This is a genomic window from Pseudomonas sp. GW821-FHT07G06 (assembly GCF_058986625.1).
Map to the genome: position 1 here is coordinate 167612 of NZ_JBYSVW010000011.1, position 14991 is coordinate 182602.

Annotated in this window: 12 protein-coding genes, 3 tRNA genes and 1 riboswitch; of the genes, 14 read left to right on the forward strand and 1 reads right to left on the reverse strand. The window is 61.0% G+C overall.

The genetic code is table 11. The annotated features are described in order from the left end of the window. Positions 1-27: 27 nt before the first annotated feature. The 7 genes from AC3WJW_RS19590 (at position 28) to astE (ending at position 7902) form a co-directional block, all read left to right on the forward strand. Positions 28-1248 (forward strand): aspartate aminotransferase family protein, encoded by a 1221-nt coding sequence (locus AC3WJW_RS19590; protein WP_493727049.1) that lies wholly within the window; start codon positions 28-30, stop codon positions 1246-1248. A 200-nt stretch (positions 1249-1448) separates the two neighbouring features. Continuing rightward, the gene (gene aruF, locus AC3WJW_RS19595) at positions 1449-2468 is read left to right on the forward strand and encodes an arginine/ornithine succinyltransferase subunit alpha (protein ID WP_007971023.1); all 1020 of its coding nucleotides are present in this window, start codon (positions 1449-1451) and stop codon (positions 2466-2468) included. 87 nt (positions 2469-2555) lie between these two features. After that, the gene (gene astA, locus AC3WJW_RS19600; RefSeq protein ID WP_008049558.1) at positions 2556-3581 is read left to right on the forward strand and encodes an arginine N-succinyltransferase; all 1026 of its coding nucleotides are present in this window, start codon (positions 2556-2558) and stop codon (positions 3579-3581) included. Continuing rightward, positions 3578-5047 (forward strand): succinylglutamate-semialdehyde dehydrogenase, encoded by a 1470-nt coding sequence (gene astD, locus AC3WJW_RS19605; protein WP_493727098.1) that lies wholly within the window; start codon positions 3578-3580, stop codon positions 5045-5047. Before astA ends, astD begins: the two co-directional genes overlap by 4 nt. A 136-nt stretch (positions 5048-5183) precedes the next feature. Further along, positions 5184-6530: an N-succinylarginine dihydrolase gene (astB, locus tag AC3WJW_RS19610; protein ID WP_007971027.1), complete on the forward strand. Its 1347-nt coding sequence runs from the start codon at positions 5184-5186 to the stop codon at positions 6528-6530. A 61-nt stretch (positions 6531-6591) separates the two neighbouring features. Next, a complete protein-coding gene (locus AC3WJW_RS19615) occupies positions 6592-6879 on the forward strand; it encodes a topoisomerase II (RefSeq protein WP_103397753.1) in 288 nt (95 codons plus the stop codon). 12 nt (positions 6880-6891) lie between these two features. After that, on the forward strand, positions 6892-7902 hold the full coding sequence (gene astE / locus AC3WJW_RS19620) for a succinylglutamate desuccinylase (protein ID WP_008049561.1): 1011 nt from the start codon (positions 6892-6894) through the stop codon (positions 7900-7902). A gap of 128 nt (positions 7903-8030) precedes the next feature. Here the strand turns inward: astE and AC3WJW_RS19625 are convergent, their stop codons facing one another. Further along, positions 8031-8540: a 6,7-dimethyl-8-ribityllumazine synthase gene (locus AC3WJW_RS19625; protein WP_102699825.1), complete on the reverse strand. Its 510-nt coding sequence runs from the start codon at positions 8538-8540 to the stop codon at positions 8031-8033. Positions 8541-8654: 114 nt separating this feature from the next. Beyond that, positions 8655-8825, reverse strand: a riboswitch (FMN riboswitch). A 197-nt stretch (positions 8826-9022) separates the two neighbouring features. On the opposite strand from AC3WJW_RS19625, the gene ltaE reads away from it, so the two are divergent. The 7 genes from ltaE to AC3WJW_RS19660 all read left to right on the forward strand — a co-directional run bounded on the left by ltaE (position 9023) and on the right by AC3WJW_RS19660 (position 14991). Continuing rightward, the gene (ltaE, locus tag AC3WJW_RS19630; protein WP_493727050.1) at positions 9023-10027 is read left to right on the forward strand and encodes a low-specificity L-threonine aldolase; all 1005 of its coding nucleotides are present in this window, start codon (positions 9023-9025) and stop codon (positions 10025-10027) included. 146 nt (positions 10028-10173) lie between these two features. Then, a complete protein-coding gene (gene alaS, locus AC3WJW_RS19635; RefSeq protein WP_493727051.1) occupies positions 10174-12795 on the forward strand; it encodes an alanine--tRNA ligase in 2622 nt (873 codons plus the stop codon). Positions 12796-12886: 91 nt separating this feature from the next. Continuing rightward, on the forward strand, positions 12887-14128 hold the full coding sequence (locus AC3WJW_RS19640; protein WP_007971040.1) for an aspartate kinase: 1242 nt from the start codon (positions 12887-12889) through the stop codon (positions 14126-14128). Positions 14129-14316: 188 nt separating this feature from the next. After that, entirely contained in the window at positions 14317-14505 is a 189-nt protein-coding gene (csrA, locus tag AC3WJW_RS19645; RefSeq protein WP_002554426.1) for a carbon storage regulator CsrA, read from the forward strand. Between the two features lie 62 nt (positions 14506-14567). After that, positions 14568-14658: transfer RNA gene (locus AC3WJW_RS19650), tRNA-Ser, on the forward strand. Positions 14659-14765: 107 nt separating this feature from the next. Then, positions 14766-14842: transfer RNA gene (locus AC3WJW_RS19655), tRNA-Arg, on the forward strand. A gap of 72 nt (positions 14843-14914) precedes the next feature. After that, positions 14915-14991: transfer RNA gene (locus AC3WJW_RS19660), tRNA-Arg, on the forward strand.

Consider the following 14991-nt stretch of genomic DNA (forward strand, 5'->3'; position numbering starts at 1 on the left):
CGAGTGTTTTCTCTTCAGGAGACTCCGATGTCCGTTGAGCACGCTGCGGTACAACGCGCCGATTTCGATCAGGTAATGGTTCCCAACTATGCGCCTGCCGCATTCATTCCTGTGCGTGGCGCCGGTTCCCGCGTCTGGGACCAGTCCGGTCGCGAGCTGATCGACTTCGCCGGCGGGATTGCCGTTAACGTATTGGGCCACGCGCATCCGGCGCTGGTCGGTGCCTTGACCGAGCAGGCGAACAAGCTGTGGCACGTGTCCAACGTGTTCACCAATGAGCCGGCCCTGCGCCTGGCGCACAAGCTGGTCGACGCCACCTTTGCCGACCGCGCCTTCTTCTGCAACTCCGGCGCCGAAGCCAACGAGGCCGCTTTCAAGCTGGCCCGTCGTGTCGGTTTCGACCGTTTCGGCAGCGAGAAATACGAGATCATCGCCGCGCTCAACAGCTTCCACGGCCGTACCCTGTTCACCGTGAACGTCGGTGGCCAGTCGAAGTACTCCGATGGTTTCGGTCCGAAGATCACCGGCATCACCCACGTGCCGTACAACGATCTGGCCGCGCTGAAAGCCGCCATTTCCGACAAGACATGCGCTGTGGTGCTGGAGCCGATCCAGGGCGAAAGCGGTGTCATCCCGGCTGAACTCGAATACCTGCAAGGTGCTCGCGAACTGTGCACCGCGCACAACGCATTGCTGATCTTCGACGAAGTGCAAACCGGCATGGGCCGCACCGGCCACCTGTTCGCCTACCAGCATTACGGCGTGATCCCGGACATCCTGACCAGCGCCAAGAGCCTGGGCGGTGGTTTCCCGATCGCCGCCATGTTGACCACTGAAGACCTGGCCAAGCACCTGGTCGTCGGCACCCACGGCACCACCTACGGCGGCAACCCGCTGGCGTGTGCGGTCGCGGAAGCTGTGATCGACGTGATCAACACCCCTGAAGTGCTGGCCGGCGTCAACGCCAAGCACGACAAGTTCAAGGCGCGTCTTGAGCAGATCGGCGAAAAATACGGCCTGTTCACCAAGGTGCGTGGCATGGGCCTGTTGATCGGCTGCGTGTTGAGCGAAGCGTGGAAAGGCAAGGCCAAGGACATCTTCAACGCCGCTGAAAAAGAAGGCCTGATGGTCCTGCAAGCCGGCCCGGACGTGGTGCGTTTCGCGCCAAGCCTGGTGGTGGAAGACGCCGATATCGATGCCGGCCTGGACCGCTTCGAACGTGCCGCGGCAAAACTGACGCAAGCCTGATAGACCCTTCGACGCCTGACCGTTCAGGCGTCGAACCCAATTTTGATGCCGGGCTTGTTCCATTGTGGGAGCGAGCCTGCTCGCGAAGAGGGCGTGTCAGTCAACATCTCTGCTGACTGATACACCGCTTTCGCGAGCAGGCTCGCTCCCACAGTGTCCGGCGTTTTTTCTGTTAATTTATAAGAGAAAGGAGTGACACCATGCTGGTGATGCGCCCCGCGCAAATGGCTGATCTGGGCGAGGTACAGCGTCTGGCTGCGGACAGTCCGATTGGTGTCACTTCCTTGCCGGATGACGTTGAACGCCTGAGCGACAAGATCGCGGCAAGCGAAGCCTCGTTCGCCGCCGAAGTGAGCTTCAACGGTGAGGAAAGTTATTTCTTCGTCCTCGAAGACTCCGCCACCGGCAAGCTGGTCGGTTGCTCGGCCATCGTGGCGTCGGCCGGTTACTCCGAGCCGTTCTACAGCTTTCGCAACGAAACCTTCGTGCACGCTTCGCGCGAGCTGAAGATTCACAACAAGATCCACGTGCTCTCCCAGTGCCACGACCTGACCGGCAACAGCTTGCTGACCAGTTTCTACGTGCAGCGCGATCTGGTGGGTTCGCCGTGGTCGGAACTCAACTCCCGTGGCCGCTTGCTGTTCGTGGCCAGCCATCCGGAGCGTTTTGCCGATTCCGTGGTGACCGAGATCGTCGGTTACAGCGATGAAAACGGCGACTCGCCATTCTGGGATGCCATCGGGCGCAACTTTTTCGACCTCAACTACGCTGAAGCCGAGCGTCTGTGCGGCCTGAAGAGCCGTACGTTCCTCGCCGAACTGATGCCGCATTACCCGATCTACGTGCCCCTGTTGCCGGACTCCGCGCAAGAGGCGATGGGCCAGGTGCACCCGCGGGCGCAGATCACCTTCGACATCCTGATGCGCGAAGGCTTCGAGACCGATCACTACATCGACATTTTCGACGGCGGCCCGACCCTGCATGCCCGCGTCTCGGGGATCCGTTCGATCGCCCAGAGCCGCGTAGTGCCGGTGAAGATCGGCGAGCCGGTCAAAGGTGTCGGTCGCCAGTACCTGGTGGCCAACGCCCAGTTGCAGGATTACCGCGCAGTCATGCTCGAGCTTGACTACGCGCCGGGTAAGCCGGTGACCCTGGACCTGGAAGCGGCCGAAGCCCTGGGCGTCGGTGAAGGTGCCAGCGTGCGCCTGGTGGCGGTTTAACGCCTGCTGCTATGCCTATAAAGAGTGAATGCTTAGTAAAGCAGCGAGTTTCACGGGTGGCGCAAGCGGCCCGTTTGAGGAGATAGCATGATCGTTCGTCCCGTACGCAGCAGCGATTTACCCGCTCTGATCGACCTGGCCCGCAGCACCGGCACCGGCCTGACCACCTTGCCGGCCAACGAAGAACGTCTGGCCCATCGGGTCGGCTGGGCCGAGAAGACCTTTCGCGGCGAAGCCGGGCGGGGCGACGCGGACTACCTGTTCGTGCTCGAAGACGACGACGGTCGCGTGGTGGGCATTTCCGCCATTGCCGGCGCCGTCGGCCTGCGTGAGCCCTGGTACAACTTCCGGGTCGGTCTGACGGTCAGCGCTTCCCAAGAGCTGAACATCTATCGCGAAATCCCGACGCTGTTCCTGGCCAACGACCTGACCGGCAACTCCGAGCTGTGCTCGCTGTTCCTGCACGCCGATTACCGCAGCGGTCTCAACGGTCGCATGTTGTCCAAGGCGCGGATGCTCTTCATCGCCGAATTCCCGCAACTGTTCGGCAACAAGATCATCGCCGAAATGCGCGGTGTTTCCGACGAAGCCGGGCGTTCGCCGTTCTGGGAAAGCCTGGGGCGTCACTTCTTCAAGATGGAATTCAGCCAGGCCGATTACCTGACCGGCGTGGGCAACAAGGCGTTCATCGCCGAACTGATGCCGAAATTCCCGCTGTACACCTGCTTCCTGTCGCCGGATGCGCGCAACGTGATCGGTCAGGTTCACCCGGACACCGAGCCGGCGCTGGCCATGCTCAAGAGCGAAGGTTTCAGCTACCAGGGCTACGTCGACATTTTCGACGCAGGCCCGGCCATCGAATGCGAGACCGGCAAGATCCGTGCGGTACGCGACAGCCAGGCGCTGGTGCTGGCCGTCGGCACGCCGGGTGACGACGCCACGCCATTCATCATTCACAACCGCAAGCGCGAAGACTGCCGCATCACTGCTGCGCCGGCACGTCTGGCCGCCGGCACCCTGGTGGTCGATCCGCAGACCGCCAAACGTCTTCAACTCAACGCTGGCGATCAAGTGCGCGCCGTGGCGTTGTCCGCAGCTCGGGAGTCGAAATAATGAAGTCGCTTTACATTGCAGGTGAATGGCTGACCGGTCAGGGTGAAGCCTTTGAGTCGCTGAACCCGGTGACCCAGCAGGTGCTGTGGTCCGGCGTCGGTGCCACCGCCGCTCAGGTCGAGTCGGCTGTGCAGGCGGCGCGTCAGGCGTTCCCGGGCTGGGCGCGGCGTACCCTGGAAGAGCGTATCTCGGTGCTGGAAGCCTTTGCTGCCGCGCTGAAGAATCATGCGGACGAACTGGCCCGCACCATCGGCGAAGAAACCGGCAAACCCCTGTGGGAAGCGGCGACCGAAGTCACCAGCATGGTCAACAAGATCGCCATCTCGGTGCAGAGCTACCGCGAGCGTACCGGCGAGAAGAGCGGCCCGCTGGGCGACGCCACTGCTGTGCTGCGCCACAAGCCTCACGGTGTAGTCGCGGTGTTTGGTCCTTACAACTTCCCGGGCCATTTGCCGAACGGCCACATCGTGCCGGCACTGCTGGCGGGTAACAGCGTGCTGTTCAAGCCCAGCGAGCTGACACCGAAAGTTGCCGAGCTGACGGTCAAGTGCTGGATCGAGGCCGGTCTGCCGGCGGGCGTGTTGAACCTGCTGCAAGGCGCTCGCGAAACCGGTATCGCCCTGGCGGCGAACCCGGGCATCGACGGGCTGTTCTTCACCGGTTCCAGCCGTACCGGCAACCACCTGCACCAGCAATTCGCCGGTCGTCCGGACAAGATCCTCGCGCTGGAAATGGGCGGTAACAACCCGCTGGTGGTCGATCAGGTCGCCGACCTCGATGCCGCGGTGTACACCATCATTCAGTCGGCCTTCATCTCCGCCGGCCAGCGTTGCACCTGTGCCCGCCGCTTGCTGGTGCCGCAGGGCGCCTGGGGCGACTCGCTGCTGGCGCGCCTTGTGGCCGTCAGCGCGACTATTGAAGTCGGTGCCTTCGATCAACAGCCGGCGCCGTTCATGGGCTCGGTGGTTTCCCTCGGTGCGGCAAAAGCGCTGATGGATGCCCAGCAACACCTGTTGGCCAATGGCGCCGTGGCATTGCTGGAAATGACCCAGCCTCAGGCTCAGTCGGCCTTGCTGACCCCTGGCATTCTGGACGTGACCGCCGTCGCCGATCGTCCTGACGAAGAGCTGTTCGGCCCGTTGCTGCAAGTGATCCGCTACGCTGATTTTGAAGCGGCGATCGCTGAAGCCAACGACACCGCGTACGGCTTGGCCGCCGGTCTGCTGTCGGACTCCGAAGCGCGTTACCAGCAGTTCTGGCTGGAAAGTCGTGCCGGTATCGTCAACTGGAACAAGCAACTGACCGGTGCCGCGAGCAGCGCGCCATTCGGCGGCGTCGGCGCCTCGGGCAACCACCGCGCCAGCGCCTACTACGCGGCGGATTACTGCGCGTACCCGGTGGCCTCGCTGGAAACGCCGAGCCTGGTGTTGCCTGCCGCTCTCACGCCTGGCGTGAAAATGGCGTAACGCCCATTCGCGAGCAGGCTCGCTCCCACATTGGAATGCATTTCCCTGTGGGAGCGAGCCTGCTCGCGAAGGCCGCGCCCCGGTCTCAATCTAGTTACTGAAGCCTATAACAACAGATTCTCGTGGAGCCTCGCTGATGAAATCCTATGAAGTCAATTTTGACGGTCTAGTGGGGCCGACCCATAACTACGGCGGCCTGTCCTACGGCAACGTCGCGTCCCAGAGCAACAGCCAGCAGTCTTCCAACCCCAAGGAAGCGGCGCTGCAGGGCCTGGCGAAGATGAAAGCGCTGATGGAAATGGGTTTCCAGCAAGGCGTGCTGGCACCGCAGGAGCGCCCGGATGTGGCCGCACTGCGTCGCCTGGGCTTTGGCGGCACCGACGCTCAAGTGATCGAGCGTGCTGCCAAGGACGCGATGCCGCTGCTGGTGGCCAGTTGCTCGGCCTCGAGCATGTGGGTGGCCAACGCCGCCACCGTCAGCCCGAGCGCTGACACCGCTGACGGCCGCGTGCATTTCACCGCTGCCAACCTCAACTGCAAATATCACCGCAGCATCGAACACCCGACCACCAGCCGCGTGCTGGGTGCGATGTTCGCTGACCAGAAACACTTCGCCCACCATGCCGCCTTGCCGGCCGTGGCGCAGTTCGGTGACGAAGGGGCGGCCAACCACACGCGTTTCTGCCGTGAATATGGCGAAGCCGGTGTCGAGTTCTTCGTGTTCGGCCGCAGCGCGTTCGACACCCGCTACCCGGCTCCGCAGAAGTACCCGGCGCGCCAGACCCTCGAAGCGTCCCAGGCGGTTGCCCGTCTGCACGGCCTGAGCGATGACGGCGTGGTCTACGCCCAGCAGAACCCATCGGTGATCGATCAGGGCGTGTTCCACAACGACGTGATCGCCGTGGGTAATGGCGAAGTGCTGTTCTATCACGAGGACGCGTTCCTCGAGACCGAGAAGATGCTGGCCGAGCTGCAGAGCAAACTCGCCAAAGTCGGTGGGAAATTTCAGTCAGTCTGCGTACCGCGTTCTGCAGTAAGTGTGGAAGACGCGGTTCGTTCCTACCTGTTCAATAGCCAGCTGCTGTCGCGTCCTGACGGCTCCATGCTGTTGATCGTGCCGGAAGAATGCCGTGGCAACGAGCGCGTCTGGCAATACCTGCAGGGTTTGACCAGCTCCGGCGGGCTGATCCGCGAGGTGAAAGTCTTCGATCTCAAGCAGAGCATGCAGAACGGCGGTGGCCCGGCTTGCCTGCGGTTGCGCGTCGCACTCAACGAAACCGAACTGGCGGCCGTCAACCCAGGGGTTATCATGACGGCACCGTTGTACGGCACACTGACCGAATGGGTCGAAAAGCACTACCGCGACCGCATGACCGAAAACGATCTGGCGGACCCGCAATTGCTGCTTGAGTGCCGGACGGCACTGGATGAACTGACGCAAATCCTTAAACTGGGCGCGGTTTATCCATTCCAGATCAATTGATCGACGACGCGCTGCCCCCGATGGCAGCGCGCCGCTTCATCTCAAACGAGAGCGTAAACACATGAGCGATACCCTGCAGCTGATCCTTGAAGACACCGACGGCACGCAACTGGAGACGTCCTGCACCCGCGTCGCGGTCCTGTGGCAAGGCAAAGAGCTGTGGATCCAGCAGGACGGCCGTGGCCAGTTGCTGATCGGCGTGGACGTCGAAGAAGGCGATGCCGAATACGCCAACCTGCTGCTGCGCCCATTGGCGACTAATCTGGTAAGTCTGCAACTGGAGATGGAACCTGCCGACCTCACCGACGAGGACCACGTTCACGGCCCGGATTGCAACCACGATCACTAAGGAAACCGCTCTATGCTCGCCCTCGGCAAACTGCTTGAACTGACCCTCGCCGGCCGCGAACCGGCGGAGAAGACTCAACTGACTGTCGAAGGCGTGCGCATGCGCTGGTTGAGCGAAGGTGCGCTGGAAGTCCGGCCACCTGAAGCGCGTGACAATGGCCTGGACCTGCTGCTGTCGGCGGGGATCCACGGCAACGAAACAGCGCCGATCGAGTTGCTCGATCGCCTGTTGCACGACATTGCCCGCGGCGACCTGAAGCCGCGCGCCCGCATTCTGTTCCTGTTCGGCAACCCCGAAGCGATTCGCAAAGGCGAGCGCTTCGTCGAGCAGGACGTCAATCGGCTGTTCAACGGCCGTCACGAACAAAGCAGCGGCTCCGAAGCCTTGCGCGCCTGTGAGCTGGAGCGTTTGGCAGCCAGCTTCTTCAGCCTGCCGGACCGTCAGCGGTTGCACTACGACCTGCACACGGCGATTCGTGGCTCGAAAATCGAGCAGTTCGCCTTGTACCCGTGGAAAGAAGACCGCCAGCATTCCCGCCAGGAACTGGCGCGCCTGCGTGCCGCCGGCATGGAAGCGGTGTTGCTGCAGAACAAGCCGTCCATCGTGTTCAGCGCCTACACCTACGACAAGCTCGGTGCCGAGGCCTTCACCCTGGAATTGGGCAAGGCGCGGCCGTTCGGGCAGAACGCCGGGGTCAACGTCTCGCTGCTGGAGGCGCGCCTCAAGCAGATCATCGAAGGCACCGAGCCGGAACTGACTGAAGCGGCACTGGACGGTTTGCAGCTGTACAGCGTGGCACGGGAAATCATCAAGCACAGCGATAGCTTTCGCCTGAACCTGCCGGCGGACGTCGAGAACTTCTCGGAGCTGGAAGTGGGTTACCTGCTGGCGGAAGACATTGCCAACACCCGCTGGATCATCGAGGAAGAGGGCGCCCGGATCATCTTCCCGAACCCCAAGGTGAAGAACGGTTTGCGTGCCGGCATCCTGGTTGTGCCGACCACCGACGAAAACCTCGCCTGACCCGACCTGGATCCCTGTAGGAGCGAGCTTGCTCGCGATGAACCCGAAAACGCCACGGGGTGCCAGGCTTCCCGCGTTATCGTTGACGACCATCGCGAGCAAGCTCGCTCCTACAGGGGGTTGCGGTGTTAGACGGCTACCGCGCGCGGTTCAGTGCGGCGCAGCGCACGGATCTTCATCAGCGTATCCGCACAGGTCTTCGCCGCTTCCTGGCCTTTATGCACGAAATGCTCGAAGAAGAACTTCTGGTGCTCTTCGCCGGCATGGAAGTGGTGCGGGGTCAGGGACACCGAGAACACCGGCACTTCGGTTTCCAGTTGAACCTGCATCAGGCCGCTGACCACTGACTGGGCGACGAACTCGTGACGGTAGATCCCGCCGTCCACCACCAGGGCGGCCGCGACGATGCCGGCATAACGACCGGTCTTGGCCAGCAACTTGGCGTGCAGGGGCATTTCAAAGGCGCCGCCGACTTCGAAGAAGTCGATGTCGGATTCCTGATAACCCTGGGCAATCATTTCGGCGAGGAAACCTTTACGGCTCTGATCGACGATTTCCTTGTGCCAGCAGGCCTGGATGAACGCGACGCGCTCGCCGTGATGGTGTTTGCTTTTGCTGTCAATTGCGGTGGGTTGCATGTTCTGACTCCTGTTTGTGTGAAAAACAGGGCGTTATGAATCGAAGGGGATCTGAGGGTACGCAGGCACGAATGCCTACGGACGGCGCTTTGGTATAGAGCTAGGCGGCGTCAATCCCGTTCTCTCTTCATCCGGACTATGACCGTCGGCCCCGGGATCACACCGGGTCTGCTGACCTTGCTGTCAGGCACCGCCGAAGCCGTGCTGCCATCAAGCGCTCGCGGGCTATGCGCATTGCGCGCAATTACCGCCGGTGGGGAGTTGCACCCCGCCCTGAGAACGTTTTTTGCCGCCGGAATGTTTGGCGGCGCAGCGTTTTTATCACATATTTCCGATATGCGCATGACCCCTTTTGGATGATTGTCATCGACTTTTCCGTTGTTTTAGTCGGCCTTTTCCTACGCAAGGGTTGATTAATCGTCGCCATGCCCGCAGTAATTCTTTCCTGAAAGGGATTTCCCCTGCTTACCGAGGCCAGATTCATGAGCGTTATCGATCTTCGCAGCGACACCGTCACCCAACCCTGCGCCGGCATGCTGGACGCGATGGCCAAAGCCGCCACCGGCGACGACGTGTATGGCGAAGATCCGACGGTCAATCAGCTGGAGGCCGAACTGGCCAAGCGCCTGGGGTTTGCCGCGGCGCTGTTCGTGCCGACCGGGACCATGAGCAATCTGCTGGGGCTGATGGCCCACTGCGAGCGCGGTGACGAGTACATCGTCGGCCAGCAGGCCCACACCTATAAGTACGAAGGTGGCGGCGCAGCGGTGCTCGGCTCGATCCAGCCGCAGCCGCTGGAAGTGCAGGCCGATGGCTCGCTGGACTTGGCACAGGTTGCGGCGGCGATCAAACCGGACGACTTCCACTTCGCCCGCACCCGCTTGCTGGCGCTGGAAAACACCATGCAGGGCAAGGTCCTGCCGCTGGAGTACCTGGCCCGGGCGCGCAGTTTTACCCGCGAGCAGGGTTTGCAGCTGCACCTGGACGGCGCTCGCCTGTACAACGCTGCGGTGAAGCTGGGTGTGGATGCCCGGGAAATCACCCGGTATTTCGATTCGGTCTCGGTGTGCCTGTCCAAAGGCTTGGGCGCACCGATCGGTTCGGTGCTGTGCGGTTCGGTCGAGCTGATCGGCAAGGCTCGGCGCCTGCGCAAGATGGTCGGTGGCGGCATGCGTCAGGCCGGTATTCTCGCGGCGGCGGGCCTGTATGCGCTGGATCACAACGTTCAGCGCCTGGCCGATGACCATGCCAACGCGCAGTTGCTGGCCGAAGGCCTGCGTGCGGCGGGCTTCGAGGTCGAGCCGGTGCAGACCAATATGGTATATGTGCAAATGGGCGACCAGGCCGAAGCGCTCAAGGCCTTTGCCGCCGAGCGCGGGATCAAGCTCAGTGCGGCCGCGCGTCTGCGCATGGTCACGCACATGGACGTCAGTCGTGCGCAAATCGAGCAAGTCGTCGCGACATTCGTCGACTTTTCGCGCAAGTGATAGCGTTAGCGCTCCAATTGACTGTTTCTATCGTATAAACACGCTGTACCCCGCGCGCAGGGCCGATATAATGCGGCCCTTTGCCGTCGCTTCGTCTGTTGACGTTTCGAACAGGCCTTTGGCCGCAGCCTCCGTGGAAGAACCTAATGAAAAGCGCAGAAATCCGTGAAGCCTTCCTTCGCTTCTTCGAAGAGCAAGGCCACACCCGTGTAGCCTCCAGCTCTTTGATTCCGGGCAACGACCCAACCCTGCTGTTCACCAACGCGGGGATGAACCAGTTCAAGGACTGCTTCCTGGGCCAGGAAAAGCGCGCGTACACCCGCGCGGTCAGCAGCCAGAAATGCGTGCGCGCCGGCGGCAAGCACAACGACCTGGAAAACGTCGGTTATACCGCTCGTCACCACACCTTCTTCGAAATGCTGGGTAACTTCAGCTTTGGCGATTATTTCAAGCGTGATGCCATCAGCTACGCCTGGAACTTCCTGACGTCCGACAAATGGCTGAACCTGCCGAAGGAAAAGCTCTGGGTCACCGTCTACGCCAGCGATGACGAGGCGTACGACATCTGGACCAAGGAAATCGGCGTTCCGGCCGAGCGCATGGTGCGCATCGGCGACAACAAGGGCGCGCCATACGCTTCCGACAACTTCTGGACCATGGGCGATACCGGCCCGTGCGGTCCTTGCACCGAGATTTTCTACGATCACGGCGCCGACATCTGGGGCGGCCCACCGGGCTCGCCGGAAGAAGACGGCGACCGTTACATCGAGATCTGGAACAACGTGTTCATGCAGTTCAACCGCACCGCCGATGGCGTGTTGCACCCGCTGCCAGCGCCGTCGGTGGACACCGGCATGGGCCTGGAGCGGATCAGTGCCGTGCTGCAGCACGTTCACTCGAACTATGAAATCGACCTGTTCCAGAGCCTGCTGAGCGCGTCGGCCAAGGCCATCGGCTGTACCAACGACGCCCAGGCTTCGCTGAAAGTCGTGGCCGACCACATCCGTTCCTGCGGTTTCCTGATCGCCGACGGCGTGCTGCCGTCCAACGAAGGCCGCGGCTACGTGCTGCGCCGGATCATCCGTCGCGCCTGCCGTCACGGCAACAAGCTGGGCGCCAAGGGCAGCTTCTTCTACCAGATCGTCGCGGCCCTGGTCGCCGAGATGGGCGAGGCCTTCCCTGAGCTGAAATCCCAGCAGGCACACATCGAGCGCGTGCTGAAGGCCGAAGAAGAGCAATTCGCCAAGACCCTGGAGCAGGGCCTGAAGATCCTCGAGCAGGACCTGGCTGAACTCAAAGGCGACGTGGTGCCGGGCGACGTGGTGTTCAAACTCTACGACACCTACGGTTTCCCGATGGACCTGACCGGCGACATCGCTCGCGAGCGCAGCCTGACCATCGACGAAGCAGGTTTCGAGCGTGAAATGGAAGCCCAGCGCGTCCGTGCCCGTTCCGCCAGCTCCTTCGGCATGGACTACAACAGCCTGGTCAAGGTCGATGTGGACACCGAGTTCACCGGTTACACCGCTCACAGCGGCTCCGCCAAAATCGTTGCTCTCTATAAAGACGGGCAATCGGTTGACGTACTGAGCGAAGGCGAAGAGGGCGTGATCGTCCTCGATCAGACGCCGTTCTATGCGGAATCCGGTGGCCAGATTGGTGATTGCGGCTTCCTGCAGGCCGGTGCCGCGCGTTTCGACGTGCGCGACACCACCAAGACCGGTGGTGCGTTCCTGCATCACGGCGTGCTGGATTCGGGCAGTCTGATCGTCGGTACTCCGGTGGAGGCTCATGTCGACGCCGAAGTGCGTCACGCGACTTCGCTGAACCACTCGGCGACTCACCTGCTGCACGCCGCATTGCGCCAGGTACTGGGCGACCACGTCCAGCAGAAAGGATCGTTGGTCGACAGTCAGCGCCTGCGCTTTGACTTCAGCCACTTCGAAGCGATCAAGCCTGAGCAACTGAAAGCGCTGGAAGACATCGTCAACGCCGAGATTCGCAAGAACTCCGAAGTTGAAACCGAAGAAACCGATATCGAAACCGCCAAGCAGAAAGGCGCCATGGCGCTGTTCGGCGAGAAGTACGGCGACAACGTGCGCGTACTGAGCATGGGCGATTTCTCCGTCGAGCTGTGCGGCGGTATCCACGCCAACCGTACCGGCGACATCGGCCTGCTGAAAATCATCAGCGAAGGCGGTGTGGCATCGGGTGTGCGTCGTATTGAAGCCGTCACCGGTGCAGCAGCACTGGCCTACTTGAACGCGGCGGAAGAACAACTCAAGGAAGCGGCCAGCCTGGTCAAGGGCAGCCGCGACAACCTGATCGACAAGCTGTCGGCTGTGCTGGAGCGCAACCGTCTGCTGGAGAAGCAACTCGAGCAGTTGCAAGCCAAGGCTGCCAGTGCCGCGGGCGACGATCTGTCGGCCCAGGCGCAGGACGTCAAGGGTGTGAAAGTGCTGGCCGTGCGTCTGGACGGTCAGGATGGCAAGGCGCTGCTGGCGCTGGTCGATCAACTGAAAAACAAACTCGGCCGCGCAGTGATCCTGCTCGGCAGTGTCCATGAGGAAAAGGTCGTTCTGGTTGCAGGCGTAACCAAAGACCTGACTGGCCAACTCAAAGCCGGTGATTTGATGAAGCAAGCCGCTGCGGCAGTGGGCGGGAAGGGCGGTGGTCGTCCAGACATGGCGCAAGGCGGCGGTACCGACGCTGGCGCACTGGATGCGGCACTGGCACTGACCGTTCCGTTTGTAGAGCAGGGTCTATAAGGCAGTGCTTGCGGCTCGTAGTCTAGTGGCGGGCCGCAACGCTGTTTGAGTGATTATTTGGGCGCCCTTCATGGGCAGAGGCGGCTTTGAAATGGCTTTGATCGTACAGAAATTTGGAGGCACCTCGGTCGGCACTGTCGAGAGAATCGAGCAGGTCGCCGACAAGGTTAAGAAATTCCGCGATGCCGGCGATGACCTGGTGGTTGTGCTGTCTGCAATGAGCGGCGAAACCAACCGTCTGATCGATCTGGCCAAGCAAATCAGTGGCGACGGCCAACCGGTTCCGCGCGAGCTGGACGTGATCGTCTCCACCGGTGAGCAGGTAACGATTGCCCTGTTGGCCATGGCGCTGATCAAGCGCGGCGTGCCGGCGGTGTCGTACACCGGCAACCAGGTGCGGATTCTGACGGATAGCGCGCACAATAAAGCGCGTATCTTGCAGATTGATGACCAGAAGATTCGCGGTGACCTGAAGGCAGGTCGTGTGGTGGTTGTCGCCGGTTTCCAGGGCGTCGACGAGCACGGCAACATCACCACCCTCGGTCGTGGCGGTTCCGACACCACCGGCGTGGCGCTGGCGGCGGCCCTGAAGGCTGACGAATGCCAGATCTACACCGACGTCGACGGCGTCTACACCACCGACCCGCGCGTGGTGTCCGTGGCCCAGCGCCTGGACAAGATCACCTTCGAAGAGATGCTGGAAATGGCCAGCCTCGGTTCCAAGGTGTTGCAGATCCGCGCGGTTGAGTTCGCCGGCAAGTACAACGTTCCGCTGCGCGTACTGCACAGCTTCAAGGAGGGTCCGGGCACCCTCATTACTATTGATGAAGAGGAAACCATGGAACAGCCGATCATTTCCGGTATCGCTTTCAACCGCGATGAAGCCAAGCTGACCATCCGTGGCGTGCCAGACATCCCGGGCGTTGCCTTCAAGATTCTCGGCCCGATCAGTGCCGCGAACATCGAAGTCGACATGATCGTGCAGAACGTCGCGCACGATAACACCACCGACTTCACCTTCACCGTGCACCGTAACGACTACCAGGCGGCGCAAGCCGTGCTGGAAAAAACCGCTGGCGAGCTGGGTGCCCGTGAAGTCGTGGGCGATACCAAGATCGCCAAGGTCTCGATCGTCGGCGTCGGCATGCGCTCTCACGCAGGCGTGGCCAGCCGCATGTTCGAATCCCTGGCCAAGGAAAGCATCAACATCCAGATGATCTCGACCTCGGAAATCAAGGTCTCCGTAGTGATCGAAGAGAAGTACCTGGAACTGGCTGTGCGCGCTCTGCACACGGCTTTCGAACTGGACGCACCGGCCCGCCAGGGCGAGTGATGCGTTTGCCGGAAGGCGCGGTCTGACCGCGCCTTTTGTTTTTTTGAATGGCGTGACCCCCGAGACTGTTCTTTTGCTCGCGCTAGTCAATACTCAGGCATGTAGGGCTGCGACCGCTCCGGTTGTGGGTCGAGTGCCTTTTTTTTGCAGACTGTTGTCCCTGAAATGAAATGCGTGAGGAGAAAGGTATGCTGATTCTGACTCGTCGGTGTGCAGAAAGCCTGATTATCGGTGATGGCGAAATCACTGTGACCGTACTCGGCGTTAAAGGAAATCAAGTGCGCATCGGTGTTAATGCCCCTAAAGAGGTAGCTGTTCACCGGGAAGAAATTTACCTGCGTATCAAGAAAGAGAAGGACGAAGAACCAAGCCATTAATTTTTATCGTTTTTTATGTTTGCAAACGGGGAAGAAGCTGGTTAATATACGCCCCGTGTTGCGGAGAGCTGGCCGAGTGGCCGAAGGCGCTCCCCTGCTAAGGGAGTACACCTCAAAAGGGTGTCGGGGGTTCGAATCCCCCGTTCTCCGCCATTATTTGCTTAGTACGTTGTAATCTGGCTTTTTCGGTAAGTTGTTGAAATTACTAGAAAAAGTGTTTGACATAGAGATTAGACGGCCTATAATGCGCGGCAACAAATGCACTCGTAGCTCAGCTGGATAGAGTACTCGGCTACGAACCGAGCGGTCACAGGTTCGAATCCTGTCGAGTGCACCATTTAAGAGTCATCTGCAGTAATGTGAATGACTTGGCTTCAACCAGTTGTGATCTGGTCTAAAAACACAAATTGCACTCGTAGCTCAGCTGGATAGAGTACTCGGCTACGAACCGAGCGGTCACAGGTTCGAATCCTGTCGAGTGCACCA